Below are 16,719 nucleotides of genomic sequence, written 5' to 3' on the forward strand. Positions count from 1 at the left end.
GGCTAGGCGCGCCCTTCGCCGCGACGCTGCGCGAACCATTCGACGACAAAATCCATCAGGCCCTTTCGCAGGCCGATGGCAAAGAACAGGATCACGATGCCGAGCACAATGCCGTGATACTCGGTCAGCCGGGTGACGGTGTCGTTGAGGATCAACAGCAGCACCGTGCCGACTATCGGGCCGAGGAAGGTGGTCACGCCGCCGAGCATGTTGATGAAGATGCCTTCGCCCGAGATCGTCCAGTAGGCAAACTCGGGATAGGCACCGGAGACGAACAGCGCCATGATCATGCCGCCGGTCGCAGCGAACAGCGCCGCCAGCACGAAAATTGTCAACTTGGCGCGCCAGACATCGATGCCGATGAAGCTCGCCCGCGTGGCGTTGTCGCGGATCATGCGCAGGGTGTAGCCGAACGGCGATTGCGCGATCTGGCGCATCAGGAACAGCCCGATCACCAGCAGAGCGCAACTCGTGATGTAGAGATGCAGATGGTTCGACAGATCGACACCGAGGAACGCCGGCCGAGGAATGCCGCCGCGCAGGCCCTGGTCGCCGCCGGTCAGCGACTGCCACGACAGGATGGTCGAATGGATCAGCATCTGGAACGCCAGCGTGACGAAGGCGAAATAGATCTCCTTCAGCCGCACGCAGATCGCGCCAATGACGACGGCGACCACGAAGGTCATCGCCAGCGTGGCGACGAAGGCGACCGGGATCGGCACGCCGGTCTTCTGCATCATCAGGCCGAAACCATAGGCGCCGAGGCCGAAGAACATGCCGTGGCCGAAGGAGATCAGTCCGGTATATCCGACCAGGAGGTTGAGCGACGTTGCGAACAATCCGTAGGCCGCGCAGCGGATCACGAAGTCGAGCAGCTGCTTGCTGCCGAAGATGAACGGCAGCAGTGCCAGCAAGGCGAACGCCACGAGCGCGATCAGCACATCGCGGTAGCGCTGCGGCCTGGCGTCAATCCGGGGCACATCGAGGGGCTGCGCGCCCTGCCCGGCCTGCAACTCGGTCATGCGACCTCCTTGCCGAACAGGCCGGTCGGACGCGACACCAGCACGATCACCATGAAGAGATACATCAGTCCCTCGGTGAACAGCGGGAAGCCGAGCGATCCGAACGAACGGATCAGGCCGATCAGCAGCGCGCCGATCAGTGCCCCCAGGATCGAGCCCATGCCGCCGATCACGGTGACGATGAAGGACTCGATCAGAACAGAGAAACCCATGCCCGGCGTCAGCGAACGCACCGGCGCGGCAAGCGCCCCGGCGAGTCCCGCCAGCATGCCGCCGAGCGCGAACACGCCGCCATAGATCAGCCCGGTGTTGATGCCGAGCGCCGACACCATCCCGGGATTGTGCGCGGCCGCACGGATCACCTTGCCGATCCTGGAGCGCGCCAGCCCCAACCCGAGAACGACGGCGGCAGCAAGCGCCACCCCGATCAAGAGCAGATAGTATGGCGGCACCACGCCGCCGCCGATGAACAGCGGTGCCACCTGGAACGCAGCCGGCATGCCCATCGACTTGAACTCAGGCCCCCAGATCATGCGGACGACATCGTCGAAGATCAGCACGAAAGCGTAGCACACCAAAAGCTGCATCAGCACGTCGCGGCCGTACACCCGGCTCATGAACACGCGCTCGAAGATCAGGCCGAGGATCGCGGTGCCGACGGCGCCGCTCAGCATCGCCAGCGCGAAGCTGCCGGTGAGCTGATAGGCCGTCATCGCGAAATAGGCGCCGAACATATAGAAGGCGCCGTGGCTGAAATTGACCACCTTGAGCACGCCGAAGATCAGCGTCAGCCCGACGGCGACAAGGAACAGCAGCATGCCGATGATTAGGCCGCTGGTGGTTTGCGTCACCAGGCAGGCAGGGCTGGCGAGGCAACTGGCGAGCGCGTCGAGGTCCACAGAAAATCATCCATCACGGCGGGCCGCAACGTCGGCGCGCGACAAACATCAGATGCGAGGCGGAGGCAGCCGGTGGCAGCCTCCGCCGCACATGCGGATCAGGTGTAGCCCTTGCTCTTCTTCCACTCGGCTTCGAGTTCGAAGATGGTCTTCCAGTCTCCGGCCTTCACATCGGGAACGTAGGGCTCCTGCGGGATCGTGGTGCCCCAGCCGATGGCGTAACCGACCAGCGTGTGGTCGTCGGCGCGCATGGTGACGGTGCCGTCGGCGCCGAACGGGCATTTGATGGTGAGGCCGGTGAGCGCCTCCGCGACCTTCTTGCCGTCGGTCGAGTTCGCCTTCTTGACGGCCTCGTTGAGGAACATGACCGCGGTGGCGTTCTGCCACGACCAGTTGGTCGGGTACTCGTTGTACTTGGCCTTGTAGGCATCGCCCCAGGCTGCATTTTCCGGCGTCGGCGGGAATGTCTTGATGTAGCGGTCGCCGGAGTGGATGCCCTTCGGCAGGTTCTTCACCACGGTGAGCGCGGTATAGTCGGCCATGTTCACCGCGAACACCTCCATCTGGGTGAACAGCGCGTAGATATTGGCCTGGTCGATATAGGACGTGAGATCACCGCCCCACAGGCATGAATAGAGCGCCTGCGGCTTCGCCTGCAGGATCTTGGTCACCACCTCGGTGTAGTCGGGCTGGAACAGCTTTGGCCAGGACTCGCTGATGACCTCGACGTCAGGCGCGAACTTCTTCAAGTACAGCACGAACTCGCCGGTGGTGTCGCGGCCATAGGCATAGTCGGGCGAACAGGTCGCCCATTTCTTCAGGCCCTTGACCTTGGCGATCCCTGCCGCATAGCCGGCGCCGACGATCGAGTCATGAATGCCCTGCCGCACGCAGCGGAAGGCGTTCGGAATGTGCTGCTTGGGATCGGCGGTGAGCGACGACGCTTCCGAGCAGGTGTGGATGCAGAGCACGCCGAGATCACGCGCCACCTCATGAACCGCGAACGATCCCGACGATGCCTCGCCGTCGAGCAGCATCTCGCAGCCGTCGGTGTTGACGAGCTCGCGCGCGACACGCGCCGCTTCCTGCGGCTGTCCCTTGGAGTCGCGGATCACCATCTCGATCTGCCGCCCGGCAAGGCCGCCGGCGGCATTGACCTTCTCGACTTCCAGCATCACCGCGTTGCGCGAGGATGTGCCGAGTTGCGCGACGCGCCCCGACAGAATCGTCGGCATGCCGATCTTGATCGTCTTGGCCTGCGCGCGCGCCACCCATGGCGCGGCAAAGGTCACCGCACCGGCGCCCATCAGCGCAAGCGTCGAGCGCCGGCTGATGCCCGGTTTCCGGGTCCTCGTCATACTCCCCTCCCTGTCGGGTTCGCGTTCCCAAAATCCCTTACGGAGATCGTTCCGTCTCCATGCCCTTGATGTTTTCAGAGCAAGGGGGGTGACGTCAAGCCAAATATGAATTACGACTCATAGTTCATCCAGGGAGAAAACGGCGCCGGAATTGGCCCAACGAGCGGCAAATGATCAATCTTTCCAGCTTCATCGCATTTCATGCCAGGCGGACGCCGGACCGCTGTGCGGTGAAATATCGCGGCGAAGACATCTCCTATGCGGATTTTGACCTGCGGATCCGTCAGGTCGGCAGCTGGCTCGCGATGCGCGGGATCGCGACAGGCGATGTCGTCGCCGTCTTGATGAAGAACAGCACCGCTTTTCTCGAGCTGGTGTTTGCGACCAGCCATATCGGCGCGGTGTTCCTGCCGATCAATTATCGCCTGTCGGCGGATGAGGTCAGCTACATCGTCGGCAATTCCGGCACGCGCCTGCTCGTCGCCGACGAGGAATTTGCTGCGATCGCAAACGGCGACGCGCCTGTGGTGCTGCTGGGTGAGGTCGCGCAGTCCAGCGTCACCAACCTCGCGCCCGACATCGCGCCGGCGCCGATCCATGTGCGCCAGCCACGCGATCTGATGCGACTGATGTACACCTCGGGCACGACGGATCGTCCCAAGGGGGTGATGCTCACCTACGAGAACATTTACTGGAAATCCGCCGACCAGACCCTGGTGCTCGGATTGAACGCCGACACCCGGCTGCTCGTGGTCGGACCGCTCTATCATGTCGGCGCGCTCGATTTGCCCGGCATCGCCGTGCTCTGGCACGGCGGCATGCTGTGCATTCACCGCAGCTTCGAGCCCGAACCGGCGCTCGCCGCGATCGAGCGCGAGAAGCTGAACGCCGCATGGTTCGCGCCCGTCATGACCACGGCGCTCCTCACCTGCCCGAACCGCGAGCGCTACGACGTCTCCAGCCTGCGATGGGCGATCGGTGGCGGCGAGAAGACACCGGAGGTCCGCATCCGCGCCTTCTCCGACTATTTCAGGAACGCGCGCTACATCGATGCCTACGGCCTCACCGAAAGCTGCGGCGGCGATACGTTCATGGATGCCGGCCGCGAGATCGAGAAGATCGGCTCGACCGGCCGCGCCATCGCCCATGTCGAGATCGAGATCCGCGACGACACAGGCAAGCGCCTGCCCGCGGGCCAGGATGGCGAGATCTGCCTGCGCGGCCCGAAGGTCACGCAAGGTTACTGGAACGATCCGGAGAAGACCGCGTTCGCGTTCTTCGGCGACTGGTTCCGCACCGGCGACATCGGCTATCTCGACGACGACGGCTTCCTCTATCTGACCGACCGCAAGAAGGACATGATCATCTCCGGCGGAGAGAATATTGCCTCCTCCGAAGTCGAGCGCGTCATCTACGAAATCCCCGGGGTGCGCGAGGTCGCGGTGATCGGCCTGCGGGACGACCGCTGGGGCGAGAAGCCGGTCGCCATCGTGGTGCTGGCGGACGATGCAAGGCTCGACCTGCCCAACCTCACCGAATTCTGCCGAGCACGGCTCGCCGGCTTCAAGGTGCCGCGGCAGCTGATCATCCGCGACAGCCTGCCACGCAATCCATCCGGCAAGGTGCTCAAACGCGTGCTCCGCGCCGAACTCGAGGCCACCGCATGACACAAGCGACACCCGCCAAGGTGACAAAACTCAACCGGGTCGAGCGCAACGCCTGGACCAAGCAGAAGATCTTCGACGCCGCGACCAAGGTTGTTGGCAAATATGGCTATGCCGAAGCCTCGGTCGCCCGCATCACCGAGGCCGCCGGCGTCGCGCAGGGCACCTTCTACAATCATTTCGAGAACCGCCAGGAACTGCTCGACCAGCTGCTGCCGAAGATCGGCCTCGACATGGTCCGCTTCATCCATGCGCGGACCGGCACCGCAAGCGAAGCCCGGCAGGAGATCGAGCGCTTCAGCGCCTTCTTCGATTTCATCCGCGAGGTGCCGGAGTTTCTCCGCATCCTCAACGAGGCCGAGTTCTTCGCGCCGACCGGCTACCAGAAGCATTTTGACAACATCTCGAACGCTTATGTCCGGATCCTCCAGCGCGCGCGGGCCGCGGGAGCCACCAACACATTCAGCGACGAGGAATTCGAGGCCATCGTCCAGGTGCTGATGGGCGCGCGCGGCTATCTCAGCCGGCGCTATTCCTACTCCGAGCAAGGCGTCACCGCCGTGCCTGACTACGTGATCACAGCCTATCAGAAGCTGGTCACGCGCGGCCTGTTCAACAGCAGCGAAGGGAAGAAGCGATGAGCGCGGACGGCACCATCCTCGTCACCGGCGGCAGCCGCGGCATTGGCGCGGCAACCGCAACGCTGCTTGCCGATCAGGGCCACCGCGTCGTCATCGTCGACATCGCGCCGGAGCAACTGGTCGGCACCAGCGCAATCCTTTGGCCGGCTCCGTTCGACGTCGCGAGCGAAAGCGCTGTTGTCGCCGGCATTGCCGATATCGAGAAGGTGCACGGCCCGATCACGGGCCTCGTCAATGCGGCTGGCGTGTTCGGCAAGATGCACACGATCGACCGGGTGCGGATGGAGCAATGGGACCGTGAGGTCAATATCGACCTGCGCGGCACGTTCCTGGTCGCGCGCAGCGTCGGCATCGGGATGGCGAAGCGGCAACACGGCGCAATCGTCAACGTCGCTTCCGTGGCCGGCATGACGTCGGGCCCGATCCACGCGTATACCGCAGCAAAGGCCGGCGTCATCCAGATCACGCAGACGCTCGCCGCCGAATGGGGACGTTCCGGCGTGCGCGTCAACGCGGTGTCGCCCGGCTTCACCCGCACGGCGGCGCTCGAAGCCGGCATCGCGTCAGGCGCGCTGAACAAGGACCTTCTAGCCAGCCCGACGGCGATGAACCGGCTCGTTGAGCCGATGGAAGTGGCGCAGGCGATCGCCTGGCTTCTCTCGCCGCAGAGCAGCGGCGTGACCGGCATCAACCTGCCGGTCGATGCCGGCTACATCGCGGGCACCACCTGGGCCGCCTATGGCGGCCTGCCGGAAGCACCACGCAGCTGAGGAACGCATGAATATCGAGCTTCCGCGCCAACACCTGGACCTGTCCTCCGCCATCGCCGAGGGCGACATCCGCGTGCTGCTGATGGTGCTGGTGCACATGACCGGCGACGAGAAGTGGCTCGAGCCGCCCTACAAGCCGAAGCGCGACGTCCGCCTGATCCCCGATCCGGATGCCGGCGTGCCGAAGGAGATCCAGGACGAGATCCGCGCGGCGGTCCTGAACCTGTTCGCGAACGGGACGCCAAAGCCCGTCATCACCGATCCCGGCGATGAGCTGATGCTGCGGATGATGCGCGCGACGCTCGGCGAGAACGTCGCGCCCGAATATGCCCCGCTGATGCGGGAGGAGATGGGCTTCGTTCCCCGCGAGGCGCGCTGGCGCGAGCGTCCCGCTGACGAGAGGCTGGCGCAGCAGCATGTGCTGATCGTCGGCGCGGGTGTCTGCGCGATCGCGCTCGGCGTTGCGCTCGGGCGGCTCGGCATTCCCTACACGATCGTCGAGAAGCAGGACGAGATCGGCGGCACCTGGTACGTCAACCGTTATCCCGGCTGCGGCGTCGATACGCCGAACCACTCCTACTCGTTCTCCTTCGGCGCCCGCAACCCGTGGACCCGCTACTTCGCACAGCGACAGGAACTGCTGGATTATCTGCTCAAGGTCGTGCGCGAACACGACATCCGCAGACACGTCCGTCTCTCGACCGAGCTCGTCGCCTCACACTGGGACGAAGCCAAGCGAAGCTGGGTCTCGACGCTGAGGACCGCGGACGGCGAGGAGACCTTCGAGTCCACCGCGCTGGTCAGCGCGATCGGGCAACTCAATGATCCGTTGCCTGCCCGCTTCAACGGCGACGAGGACTTCGAGGGCCTCAAGGTTCATTCGGCGCTATGGTCCGACGACATCAAGCTCGACGGCAAGCATGTCGCCGTGATCGGCACCGGCGCGACCGCGATGCAGCTGGTGCCGTCGATCGCCGACCGCGTCGCCTCGGTCACCGTCTACCAGCGCACCGCGCAATGGGCGCGGCCGGTGAAGGGCTATTCTGATCCGATCACCGAGGGCGCGCAGTGGCTGCTGGCGCATCTGCCGTTCTATGTGCAGTGGTATCGCTTCAACATGTTCTGGCGCTACGGCGACGGGCTGCTGCCGTTCCTGCGCAAGGATCCGGCCTGGCCGCATCCCGATCGCGCCGTCAACAAAGGCAACGACCGGCATCGCCAGGAGCTGGCCGACTTCATCTTCTCCGAGCTGAAGGACCGACCCGATTTGATCGAGAAGTGCATGCCGACCTATCCGCCCTACGGCAAGCGCATCCTGCTCGACAACAACTGGTTCAAGACGCTGACCAAGCCGAATGTCGAGTTGGTCACCGACAAGATCGATCGTTTCGCGGCAGACGGCATCGTCGCGGCCGACGGCACATCGCGGCAACACGACGTCATCGTGATCTCGACCGGCTTCAAGGTCTCCGAGATGGCGGCGCGTCTCAACATCACCGGGCGCGCGAGCAAGAATCTGAAGCAGGCGTGGGAACACGACAATCCGACCGCCTATCTCGGTCTCACCGTGCCTGACTTCCCCAACCTCTTTCTGATGCTCGGGCCCAACTCGGGACCCGCGCATGGCGGCAGCGTGATCTTCCAGTCGGAATGTCAGAGCCGCTACATCTCCGCCTGCCTGGTCGAGATGATCGAGAACGACATCGCCGCGATCGACGTCGATCCCGACGCGCATAACGAATACATCCGCAATGTCGATGCCGAGCATGAGCAATTGATCTGGACGCATCCGGGCATGACGACCTACTACCGCAACAGTCGCGGCCGCGTGTTCTCGGCAATGCCGTGGCGGTTCGTCGACTACTGGAAGATGACGCACGATCCTGACTTCACACAGTATCGAAAGACCAAGTCGCGACAGGATTCCTGACCTGAATTCCCTTGTTCGTTAACTTGACAGCAGGCCATAACTGCCGCAGCATTTCGCTGACTGCACCTGTAGGGGTGCTGGAGCGCCTGCTCCTCGCGTCGCAGGAATTGACGGACGATTATGGGATCGGCCGTCAGGCAGCAGAAGCGGACAGAGGTCCGTCGGCCCACCCTTGGAGAGGAGCATGACGCCACCGGCGAAAGCCAGCGACCTTGCTCAGCGGCAAGGTCTCGGTGCACGTGAGGCGAACAGCAGCTGCTAGCTGCGTGCACTGCCGACAATCTGAACATATCCGCAGGACGAGAGCGCAAAGGCCACGCGCTTTTAGGTCCCGAAACACCACTGGTCATAACCAGATATCCTTCGCTAAAACGAAGTAGCAGGGCCCCGCGATGCTTGAATGCACCGGGGCCCGTTCGTTTGCCCGCGATCTCCCATTCGTCACACCGCATTGCGCCACCGCTCGGGATCGGGAACAATTGTCCTGACGAGTTGAGGAACGCTGATGGAAAAGCCGAAGGTCAGGATCTACACCGACTACAAGTCTCCCTACGCCTATGTCGCCAACAAGCGGCTGTTCGAGCTCGAGGAGACCTGCGGCGTCGAACTGGAATGGCTGCCCTACACGCTGCGCATTCCCGAGTTCATGGGTACGGTCGAGGAACGCACGCCGCACTTCTGGCGCAAGGTGCGCTACTCCTACATGGATGCGCGGCGGTTCGCCAACGCGCAGGGACTGACCATGAAGGGCCCGCGCCGGATCTACGATGCCTTCTATTCAAGCGCCGGGATGCTGTTCGCGCAACGCCATGGGCTGTTCCGGCCCTATCATGACACGGTATTCCGGAAATTCTGGAACCACGAGCTGGAGATCGACGAGTTGTCGGAGATTGCCGGCGTGATCTCCGCGATCGGCGGCTCTGCCGGCGCGTTCGAGGCCTATGTCAACGGCCCTGCCCGCGCCGAACACGATCGCATCATCGACGAGGCCGAAGCGCTCGGCGTGTTCGGCGTTCCCAGCATGGTGTTCAACGGCGAACTGTTCTGGGGTGGCGACCGCATCGATCTGCTGATCGAACGGATCAGAAATCCGGAATCGATCGCGCTCGCACTCGGGAGCAGACATCGAACCTAAACTCACGCCGTTTTGAACCTGCTTGCCTTCCCGATCGATCAGCCGCCATCCAGGATGGCCCAGCATCCGGTGCGCTCCAGCACGGGCTTCAACGCAGTGCGATCGCCGGCACCAAGCGCGGCGAACTTCTCGCGCAGCTGCTGCAGGCACTTGACCTGATACTTGAACGGCGCCAGCGCATAAGGCAGTCCCCAGACCTTGATCTCGAGGCGCTCAAGACCCTCCGCGAACGCATCCGAATTGGCGGCCAGGAACGGCAGATAGAGTTCGCCCGCGATCCGCAGCAATGCTTCAGCGAACCCGCCAAGCGCCTGCTCGCGAGGATGCCAGGCGCCCTCGACGCCGGACGCGTCGTCGAGCCGCCGTACCCAGTGATCGGTGAACGGCGCGCGTTCGCGCATGATCCGCATCGGGGTCGGGTCGGTCGCCATCTCGCTGAGTTGTCCGAACCAGGCAAAATCCGCCAGCGAAGGCCGGCTGCCGAACAGATAGTTCGTCATGCCGACATGCGGCTCGAATGCTGCCAGCGTCCGCCGATAGCTCTCCTCAAGCAGCGGCCGGTTCTCATCCGTCGCGCCGAGAATGACCATGCGCGAGATCTGCCGCTGCCGGAACTCCTCGATCTCCTCGCGGCTGCCGGCTTCGGCTTCCGACGTCGACCATTCCTCACCCGCCCAGCGTGAGACGTAAGCCTGGTCTTCCGGAGCCCACCAGCGATAGAGAAACAACGGCTTCACCGCCCATTCGTCGGCGAGGTCCTCGAGCAGATCGCAGACGAATGCGACCGCCTTGTCCGCGGGGATCACCGAGCGCCCCTGGTGGCGCGCTTCCAGATCATAGGCGAGCGTCGTGGTCTCACCGCGATAGCTGCCGTCGGGATATTGCAGCACAGGGATCAGCATCGGCTTCAGATGCGCAGTCGCCGCGCGCAGCGACTTGGTCATGATGACCCAGTCGTGTGGGATCTGCCGGTAGCGCATCAGTGCGCGCAGCTTGATCGCATAGGGCGACGCGGTCGAACCGATCAGGCGATAGCGGCCCTCCGTCATGATGATGACTCCGAGAACGCTGGATTGCCGTAGGGATAGAACCGCGTCAGGTCGACATTCCTGTAAGGCAACTTGTCGAGACGCGTTGTGCCGAGGAACGGTTGCTCCGGCTCGACCAGCAGGATCGTCTTGGCAAAGCCATTGTCGTCGAAGCCCCGCCGGAAATGCACCCGCGACTTGATCGCCATCACCTCGAAGCCGCCGATGTCGGGCACCAGCGCCTTCAGCGAAAACGGCTCCATGATCTGCACCAGATAGGTGGAGAGGATCAGCACATTGTTGCGGCCGAAGCGCACGCAGACCCAGAACTGGCCGTAGCCGTCGCCAGCAGCCGAAATCGTGCCCTGGATCCGAACCGGATCGCCCGCCGACTCGTCGGCGAGCCCACCGATCTCCATGTCGAAGGCATCGCCGGCCTTGGCACCGGCCGCCTTCAGGCTTGCCGTCGCTTTGGCATCCGCGATGGTCGCGATCACGGTGTTGGCGAGGTCCTGCGCGATGATCCCGCGCAGCAGCCAGGTCGCCGATCCCGAGCGGTCGCTGTGATCGGCGAGCACCACCGGCGTGTTGCGGTCAGCGACGGCCTGCTTCGCCAGCGCGACGCCCTCGGTGATGCTGAGGAGTTTCGTCGATTGCAGCAAGGCTTCGCGCAGCCGCCAGATCGTGCCGGCGAGATCGCGCGCGATCTGCTCGGCGAGCTTTGGGTTGTCGTTGGTCAGGACCTGCACGGTCATGCCGACATCGGGAACATCGGCGAACGGGAAGCCGAAGAAGATATTGACGTAGACGTCGACCTCGCGGGCCTCCCACACCAGCGTGCGCTGCACGAGATCCATCCAGGGTCGCGCCCCGGTCCATTGCAGCACGGTGGGTGAGATCACCGGAACCTTGATCGTGCTGTGCACCGGCTTGTAGTCGCCGCGGATCGCCCGCACCAGCATGCGCGCCGCGCGCTCGCCCTGCAGATGCGCATCATAATGCGGGAAATATTTTACGGCGAACGCCATGTCCGCCTGTTCGAGGAACGCCTCGTCCTCGTTGCCGTGAGGATCGAAGGTCGCGGCGATGAACGCCGACCGGCCGACTACCTCGCGCACCTGCCGCGCCAGATCGGCCTCCGGCCGCGGCACGTCGCGCACCGCCATGGCGCCATGCAGGCACAGATAGACGCCGTCGAACGGCCCCTCCTCCTTGAGCCCGGCAATCATCTTGCCGGTAAAGGTCCGATAGGCCTCCTGGGTGATCCAGCCCGATCCGGTGTAGGTCTTCGGCCAGAGCGGGGATTCGATGCCGACCAGTTCGACCTCGGAGAACTCGCGCGCCACCTGCACGAAGCCGCCCATGTAGTTCTTGGGATCGAACTGCAGCAGCGCCTCGCCCCTGGCCGGCGAGCCCGGATAGATGAAGTCGTCGAGGGTGGTCTCGTTCGGCAGGAACGAGACGGTCTCGTGTGAGAAATGCAGGACGGCGATACGTATCTTGCGATCGCTCATTTTGATGCGCCTCGGTTGTTTTCCGCATAGTGGCATCGAAGGCGCCGCGCGCCAATCCGCATTCGGTTTTTGCCCGCCAGACCTGCAAATAAGCAGACGCGTCACGGCTTGCCGCCGCGCGGATTCTGCTATGTTCCAAGCCAACAATCGGGCCCCGGCCTCGCAGACATCTCAAGGAGAGAACGCCATGAATCCCCCCGTCAGCTCGCCCGCGATCAAGGTCGTGAAATCCGTTCGCGAGCAGGTGAGCGCCGAGGAGTGGCAGGCCCGCGTCGATCTTGCCGCCTGCTATCGTCTCACCGCGATGTACGGCATGACCGAAATGATCGCGAACCACATCTCCTGCCGCGTACCCGGCACCACCGACCAGTTCCTGATCAACGCCTACGGCATGCTCTATGAGGAGATCGATGCCTCCAGCCTGATCAAGGTCGACGTCGAGGGCAACACGCTGCTCAACGCAACCGACTATGACGTCAACGTCGCCGGCTTCGTCATTCACAGCGCCATCCACATGGCCAAGCATGACATGGACTGCGTCGCGCACACCCATACACCGGCCGGCATGGCGGTCTCAGCAATGGAATGCGGCCTGCTGCCGCTGGCGCAGACCTCGATGCGCTTCCTGCACATCGCCTATCACGACTTCGAAGGCATCGCCGACAATGTCGACGAGCGCGAGCGGCTGGTCCGCGACCTCGGCGACAACGAAGCGATGATCCTGCGCAACCACGGCCTGCTGGTGGTCGGCCGCACCGTGCCCGCCGCCTTCAACGTGCTGTTCCGCCTCGAGCGCGCTTGCCAGACCCAGGTGATGGCGCTGTCCTGCAACACTAAGCTGATCTATCCGCCGCAGAACATCCTCGAAGACACCTATGAGCGGATGCTGCCCAAGCCGGGCCGCGCCGCGCGCAACGGCGAACTCGCCTGGCCGGCGCTGCTGCGCAAGCTCGACCGGGCGGATCCGTCGTACCGGGATTGAGGCGCTACCCCAACACCGGTGTCGTCCCTGCGAAAGCAGGGACCCATACGCAGCGGAGAGCGTCGTGAACGGGATTAGTCGTTCCGACATCGATCAACAATAGTCATTTCGTGGTTATGGGTCCCCTGCGTTCGCAGGGACGACGCTGATGTTGCGCGGCCAGTGCGTCATACGCCCGCCCTCTCGCGACATCGCCGCGCCAGCTCACAGTTCGGCTGCCAGCTGGACCACCTGGTTTCGCAACCAGGCATGGGCCGGATCGTGATCGTAGGAGGCGTGCCACAACAACGTCGCCGGCATCTCGTTCAGCTCCACCGGCGGCGGGCTGAGGCTGAGCCCGAGCTCAGCGGAGAAGCGCGTGGCCAGCCGCGATCCCATCGTGACGATGACGGGCGCCTGCGCCACCAGATGCGGGACGGTGAGGAAACGCGGCGTGGTCAGCGCAACCGTGCGCTGCAGACCGAGCTTGTCGAGCGCTTCGTCAACGATGCCGCGCACGCTGCGGGCAGGCCGCAGGCTGGTCAGCACATGCGGAAGCCGGACGTAATCCTCGAGCGAGATCGGAGGCGTGATCCCGGTCTTCTCGGCATTGAACATGCACACGAAGCGCTCGGTCAACAGCGTGCGCCGCTTGTGATGGAATTGTCCCTGCGGGAGCGGCCCATGGGCGACTGCGAGATCCAGCTCATCGGCGTCGAGGTCATCGAGCAGCCGGGACGAATCAACATTGTAAAGCCGCAAGTGAACGCCAGGTGCGATCGCGCGCATGCGCGCCAGCAAAGCCGGCATGATCAGGATCTCCATGCTGTCGGATAGTCCGAGCCTGAACGTCCGCACCGCTGTGGCCGGATCGAAGGCCTGATCGCGCAGCACCACCGCCTCGACCTGCGCCAGCGCGCTCCGCACCGGCTCACGCAAGGTCGCGGCGCGCGGAGTGAGACGCATGCCGTCGGCCCCACGCGTCAGCAGCTCGTCACCGAACAGCTCGCGCAAGCGGGCAAGGTTGTGGCTCATCGCGGACTGGCCAATCCCGACGCAAGCCGCCGCCCTGGTTACGCTCCGTTCGGTCAGCAACGCATCAAGATGAACCAGCAGATTCAAGTCTATACGACCTAAATTAGCAATATCGATGACCATTATCGATCCCATCTGTTTGATCGATGATCATAGCCTGACCATGTCCTCCGGCAAGGGAGCGGACGGGCCACCGCCCGCCGCCCAAATCCACCTCAAGCCAACGGAGGATCCCATGTCGATCCGCAGCACAATTCTAGCCGCCGCCTTCAGCCTGGCCTCGCTGGGAGCCGCGCACGCAAGCACGCTCAGGCCGATCGAAGGTCAAAGTGTTCGTGTCGGCGACCTGTCGGGCGTCGTCTACTACACCGTCGAACCCAACGGATATCGTGTCGTGACCACGCTGGCGCAGGGCGCGGCCGGGACGCCGATCCGCTTCGTATCGGTGCTGGCACCCGGCCAGCGCGCCCTGCTCTCGACGCCGAACCAGGCAGGCGCACTGGAGATCAGCCGAAACGGCGACGGCCTGACCGTCCGGACATCAGGCCCAGTCTCCAATTAGTTCCGACACCGCCGTGTTTCCGTCACTTCTGCAGGAACTCCAGATGTCTACGATCCGCCTTCATCGAACGACGAGCCTGACGCCCGAGCAGTACGTAGCCGGTCTCACCGACTTCGGCCCGGGCCGCTCCAAACTCTTTGGCAACAGTGCCGAGGCCTATCTTAAGGTGCATGATCGCGGCCTCTCGGACGCCGACGTGACGGAAGGCTCGGGCGGCATCTGGGAGCGCTTGTACTACGATTGGTCCGACCCCGATCACATCGTCCTGACGACGATCGACTCCAATGTGTGGGGCGGCGCGTCCGGCCACACCTACAACTTCACGCGCCGGCCCGACGGCACCACCGATATCGACGTGGTCGTGGTGCGCGACGGCAAGAACCTCAGGGGATGGATCCTCGGCCTCGTGCTCCGCACCGTCGGCCGAGGCGTGCTGGTGAAGGCGTTCGAAAACTCCGTCACGGCGATGGAGGCCCGCAATGCTGCGGCGAATGATGGCGATCGGTTCGCCGCCTGAGTTCGAATAGCCTTGCGGCCTCGCGCAGGCCGTGCTCGCACCGCGCCGGTCAGCTGCCAAGTTGAATGGTGCGCTCCAACGCCGCGGCGAAGCCGTTGAGCGGGACATTGAAGACAACCGCCTGCCCGGTGTTGATGTTCTGCGCGGCGACGGTGAGCGTCTTGGCCTTGCTCATCGTGTCGGTCACGACAGTGGGAAAGGACACCGGAAGCAGACAGCCTTGCGCGGTGCAGGTGGAGAAGCGGGTCTGCTCCAGGTCCTTGCCGTCAAGCTTGACGACGGCCCCGGCGTCGAGCTTGAGCCCAAATGGCATCAACATGTTGCCTTCGGCCTTTCCGTTCCGTGGCAGCAGTTCGATGGCGAAGACTTGCTGGTTGGTCTCCTTGGAGGTCTGTGTCTGACTGAGGGTGCACAGCCTTACGCCACCATCGAGCTGACATTTGACGATCCAGTCTCCGTAGGTCTCACTGATCGCGGACGCGCCCTTGGGAAGCTGGACGGGGTGGACCGCGCTATCCATCGCGGATGTCTGGCTCCGCGTGTCGATCGGAACAGAGACGGTCCCTCCGCCGGCGTCCGACATATCGGGCGTTCGGGCGGCGTGCGCCGAGCCGATGCCGGCCACGATGGCGAGAGCGACGATTACCCGAAGACGCCTGTCTGCTGCACTGATCCTCACTGCACTGACCCTCACCATGCATTCACCCCGTCTCATCACGCCTCGAAGCCGATTTTGCTTTGCGTGGGCAAATTTCCCACGTAGACGAGACACATCTACTTGGAGAACCTCGGACATGCAAGAGATTATCGCCGTCAGCGTGACTGTTGCGATTGTTGCATTCTGCGGCGGGTATTTTTGAGCCATCGCGCGTGAAGTCAGGGCCTCGAGCAGGCAACGGCGGAAATGACGCAGCATGGGTGGAGCGCAGTGATGCCCATCCAGCACGATTTGCCTGCGGCGTGTTTCTTACAAGGGCGCGATGAGATCAGCTCGAACCGTCATCGCGCTTTAGGTTCTCGTTTAGGCATGATCTTCTCGTAAAACCGCTTCGCACTTTTCCGGATCATGCCTTAAGGTCGCCGGATGGACATGCTCGTCAAGCTCTATGCCCTGCCCGATTCCCGGCCCGCCTACGATCGATTGCAGCAGGCCGGAATTGTCATGCGCCGCGCGCTCGCCCCCGAAAAGCACAAGGTCACAGCCTGGGTACGGGAGACCTTCAGCGAGGCATGGGCCAGCGAAACCGAGGTCGCGTTCAGCCGCGAACCGGTCTCCTGCTTCATCGCGATCCAGCAAAAGAAGATTCTGGGATTCGCCTGCCACGACGCGGCCTGCCGCAACTTCTTCGGTCCGACCGGCGTCGCGCCGAAGGCCCAGCAGGGCGGCATAGGCAAGGCGCTGCTGTTCGCCTGTCTCGAGGACATGAAGCACCAGGGCTTCGGCTACGCCATCATCGGTGGTGTCGGGCCGGCAGACTTCTATGCGAAGGCCGTCGGCGCCGTGGCCATCGAAGGCTCCGCTCCGGGCATCTATCGGGGACTGCTGTAGACAGCAGTTTGCGCTTCGCTCGACCGATAGAAGCCTGCCTTCGAACCCTGCCTTGGCCTATCCAGGACGGAACCCGAAACCCGTTCAATCGCAATCGCTTGCATACAAGCAAAAGTTGCGCTGCGCCCGATGCC

The 16,719-nt window shown here is 63.6% G+C and carries 16 protein-coding genes; 9 read left to right on the forward strand and 7 right to left on the reverse strand.

Annotation, left to right across the window (positions count from 1 at the left end; all coding sequences use genetic code 11):
• Positions 1 to 2 precede the first annotated feature (2 nt).
• From QMZ05_RS00390 to QMZ05_RS00400, 3 genes are all read right to left on the reverse strand, one after another.
• Positions 3 to 1,022, reverse strand: a complete 1,020-nt coding sequence (locus QMZ05_RS00390; protein ID WP_353698960.1) for a branched-chain amino acid ABC transporter permease — start codon at positions 1,020 to 1,022, stop codon at positions 3 to 5.
• The gene (locus QMZ05_RS00395; RefSeq protein ID WP_353698961.1) at positions 1,019 to 1,921 is read right to left on the reverse strand and encodes a branched-chain amino acid ABC transporter permease; all 903 of its coding nucleotides are present in this window, start codon (positions 1,919 to 1,921) and stop codon (positions 1,019 to 1,021) included. The genes QMZ05_RS00390 and QMZ05_RS00395 overlap by 4 nt, the downstream gene beginning before the upstream one ends.
• Positions 1,922 to 2,019: 98 nt before the next feature.
• Complete coding sequence (locus QMZ05_RS00400; protein ID WP_353698962.1) at positions 2,020 to 3,279, reverse strand: ABC transporter substrate-binding protein; 1,260 nt, start codon at positions 3,277 to 3,279, stop codon at positions 2,020 to 2,022.
• Positions 3,280 to 3,449: 170 nt separating this feature from the next.
• Between QMZ05_RS00400 and QMZ05_RS00405 the strand changes: the two genes are divergently transcribed.
• From QMZ05_RS00405 to QMZ05_RS00425, 5 genes are all read left to right on the forward strand, one after another.
• The gene (locus QMZ05_RS00405; RefSeq protein WP_353698963.1) at positions 3,450 to 4,946 is read left to right on the forward strand and encodes an AMP-binding protein; all 1,497 of its coding nucleotides are present in this window, start codon (positions 3,450 to 3,452) and stop codon (positions 4,944 to 4,946) included.
• Positions 4,943 to 5,584, forward strand: coding sequence for a TetR/AcrR family transcriptional regulator (locus tag QMZ05_RS00410; RefSeq protein ID WP_353698964.1), 642 nt, complete (start codon positions 4,943 to 4,945; stop codon positions 5,582 to 5,584). Before QMZ05_RS00405 ends, QMZ05_RS00410 begins: the two co-directional genes overlap by 4 nt.
• Positions 5,581 to 6,354: an SDR family NAD(P)-dependent oxidoreductase gene (locus QMZ05_RS00415; RefSeq protein WP_353698965.1), complete on the forward strand. Its 774-nt coding sequence runs from the start codon at positions 5,581 to 5,583 to the stop codon at positions 6,352 to 6,354. Before QMZ05_RS00410 ends, QMZ05_RS00415 begins: the two co-directional genes overlap by 4 nt.
• Positions 6,355 to 6,361: 7 nt before the next feature.
• A complete protein-coding gene (locus QMZ05_RS00420) occupies positions 6,362 to 8,284 on the forward strand; it encodes an NAD(P)/FAD-dependent oxidoreductase (RefSeq protein ID WP_353698966.1) in 1,923 nt (640 codons plus the stop codon).
• A gap of 505 nt (positions 8,285 to 8,789) precedes the next feature.
• Positions 8,790 to 9,419, forward strand: coding sequence for a DsbA family protein (locus QMZ05_RS00425; RefSeq protein ID WP_353698967.1), 630 nt, complete (start codon positions 8,790 to 8,792; stop codon positions 9,417 to 9,419).
• A 38-nt stretch (positions 9,420 to 9,457) separates the two neighbouring features.
• Here the strand turns inward: QMZ05_RS00425 and QMZ05_RS00430 are convergent, their stop codons facing one another.
• Together QMZ05_RS00430 and QMZ05_RS00435 are read right to left on the reverse strand one after the other, a co-directional pair.
• Positions 9,458 to 10,468 carry a glutathione S-transferase N-terminal domain-containing protein gene (locus QMZ05_RS00430; RefSeq protein WP_353698968.1) on the reverse strand — a complete coding sequence of 337 codons (1,011 nt, stop codon included), beginning with the start codon at positions 10,466 to 10,468 and terminating at the stop codon, positions 9,458 to 9,460.
• Positions 10,465 to 11,961: a M81 family metallopeptidase gene (locus QMZ05_RS00435; protein WP_353698969.1), complete on the reverse strand. Its 1,497-nt coding sequence runs from the start codon at positions 11,959 to 11,961 to the stop codon at positions 10,465 to 10,467. The genes QMZ05_RS00430 and QMZ05_RS00435 overlap by 4 nt, the downstream gene beginning before the upstream one ends.
• A gap of 187 nt (positions 11,962 to 12,148) precedes the next feature.
• On the opposite strand from QMZ05_RS00435, the gene QMZ05_RS00440 reads away from it, so the two are divergent.
• Positions 12,149 to 12,943: a class II aldolase/adducin family protein gene (locus tag QMZ05_RS00440; RefSeq protein ID WP_021080321.1), complete on the forward strand. Its 795-nt coding sequence runs from the start codon at positions 12,149 to 12,151 to the stop codon at positions 12,941 to 12,943.
• Positions 12,944 to 13,147: 204 nt separating this feature from the next.
• Here QMZ05_RS00440 and QMZ05_RS00445 read toward each other — a convergent pair whose 3' ends face one another.
• Positions 13,148 to 14,080, reverse strand: coding sequence for a LysR family transcriptional regulator (locus tag QMZ05_RS00445; protein WP_353698970.1), 933 nt, complete (start codon positions 14,078 to 14,080; stop codon positions 13,148 to 13,150).
• On the opposite strand from QMZ05_RS00445, the gene QMZ05_RS00450 reads away from it, so the two are divergent.
• Together QMZ05_RS00450 and QMZ05_RS00455 are read left to right on the forward strand one after the other, a co-directional pair.
• Positions 14,073 to 14,519, forward strand: a complete 447-nt coding sequence (locus tag QMZ05_RS00450) for a hypothetical protein (protein WP_353698971.1) — start codon at positions 14,073 to 14,075, stop codon at positions 14,517 to 14,519. The two genes, QMZ05_RS00445 and QMZ05_RS00450, sit on opposite strands and share 8 nt — an antisense overlap.
• A gap of 43 nt (positions 14,520 to 14,562) precedes the next feature.
• The gene (locus QMZ05_RS00455) at positions 14,563 to 15,036 is read left to right on the forward strand and encodes a hypothetical protein (RefSeq protein WP_353698972.1); all 474 of its coding nucleotides are present in this window, start codon (positions 14,563 to 14,565) and stop codon (positions 15,034 to 15,036) included.
• 49 nt (positions 15,037 to 15,085) lie between these two features.
• On the opposite strand, the gene QMZ05_RS00460 is transcribed toward QMZ05_RS00455, so the two are convergent.
• Positions 15,086 to 15,733 carry an invasion associated locus B family protein gene (locus QMZ05_RS00460; RefSeq protein ID WP_353698973.1) on the reverse strand — a complete coding sequence of 216 codons (648 nt, stop codon included), beginning with the start codon at positions 15,731 to 15,733 and terminating at the stop codon, positions 15,086 to 15,088.
• Between the two features lie 387 nt (positions 15,734 to 16,120).
• Between QMZ05_RS00460 and QMZ05_RS00465 the strand changes: the two genes are divergently transcribed.
• The gene (locus tag QMZ05_RS00465; protein ID WP_146987553.1) at positions 16,121 to 16,585 is read left to right on the forward strand and encodes a GNAT family N-acetyltransferase; all 465 of its coding nucleotides are present in this window, start codon (positions 16,121 to 16,123) and stop codon (positions 16,583 to 16,585) included.
• The last annotated feature ends 134 nt before the right edge of the window (positions 16,586 to 16,719 follow it).

The organism is Bradyrhizobium sp. INPA03-11B, from assembly GCF_040446015.1.
GTDB lineage: Bacteria > Pseudomonadota > Alphaproteobacteria > Rhizobiales > Xanthobacteraceae > Bradyrhizobium > Bradyrhizobium macuxiense_A.

Bases quoted from the DNA above. Each gene is read 5' to 3' on its own strand.
- QMZ05_RS00390 (WP_353698960.1), bottom strand. From the start codon at position 1,022: ATGACCGAGTTGCAGGCCGGGCAGGGCGCGCAGCCCCTCGATGTGCCC.
- QMZ05_RS00400 (WP_353698962.1), bottom strand. From the start codon at position 3,279: ATGACGAGGACCCGGAAACCGGGCATCAGCCGGCGCTCGACGCTTGCG.
- QMZ05_RS00405 (WP_353698963.1), top strand. From the start codon at position 3,450: ATGATCAATCTTTCCAGCTTCATCGCATTTCATGCCAGGCGGACGCCG.
- QMZ05_RS00410 (WP_353698964.1), top strand. From the start codon at position 4,943: ATGACACAAGCGACACCCGCCAAGGTGACAAAACTCAACCGGGTCGAG.
- QMZ05_RS00415 (WP_353698965.1), top strand. From the start codon at position 5,581: ATGAGCGCGGACGGCACCATCCTCGTCACCGGCGGCAGCCGCGGCATT.
- QMZ05_RS00420 (WP_353698966.1), top strand. From the start codon at position 6,362: ATGAATATCGAGCTTCCGCGCCAACACCTGGACCTGTCCTCCGCCATC.
- QMZ05_RS00425 (WP_353698967.1), top strand. From the start codon at position 8,790: ATGGAAAAGCCGAAGGTCAGGATCTACACCGACTACAAGTCTCCCTAC.
- QMZ05_RS00430 (WP_353698968.1), bottom strand. From the start codon at position 10,468: ATGACGGAGGGCCGCTATCGCCTGATCGGTTCGACCGCGTCGCCCTAT.
- QMZ05_RS00435 (WP_353698969.1), bottom strand. From the start codon at position 11,961: ATGAGCGATCGCAAGATACGTATCGCCGTCCTGCATTTCTCACACGAG.
- QMZ05_RS00440 (WP_021080321.1), top strand. From the start codon at position 12,149: ATGAATCCCCCCGTCAGCTCGCCCGCGATCAAGGTCGTGAAATCCGTT.
- QMZ05_RS00450 (WP_353698971.1), top strand. From the start codon at position 14,073: ATGACCATTATCGATCCCATCTGTTTGATCGATGATCATAGCCTGACC.
- QMZ05_RS00445 (WP_353698970.1), bottom strand. From the start codon at position 14,080: ATGGTCATCGATATTGCTAATTTAGGTCGTATAGACTTGAATCTGCTG.
- QMZ05_RS00455 (WP_353698972.1), top strand. From the start codon at position 14,563: ATGTCTACGATCCGCCTTCATCGAACGACGAGCCTGACGCCCGAGCAG.
- QMZ05_RS00460 (WP_353698973.1), bottom strand. From the start codon at position 15,733: ATGGTGAGGGTCAGTGCAGTGAGGATCAGTGCAGCAGACAGGCGTCTT.
- QMZ05_RS00465 (WP_146987553.1), top strand. From the start codon at position 16,121: ATGGACATGCTCGTCAAGCTCTATGCCCTGCCCGATTCCCGGCCCGCC.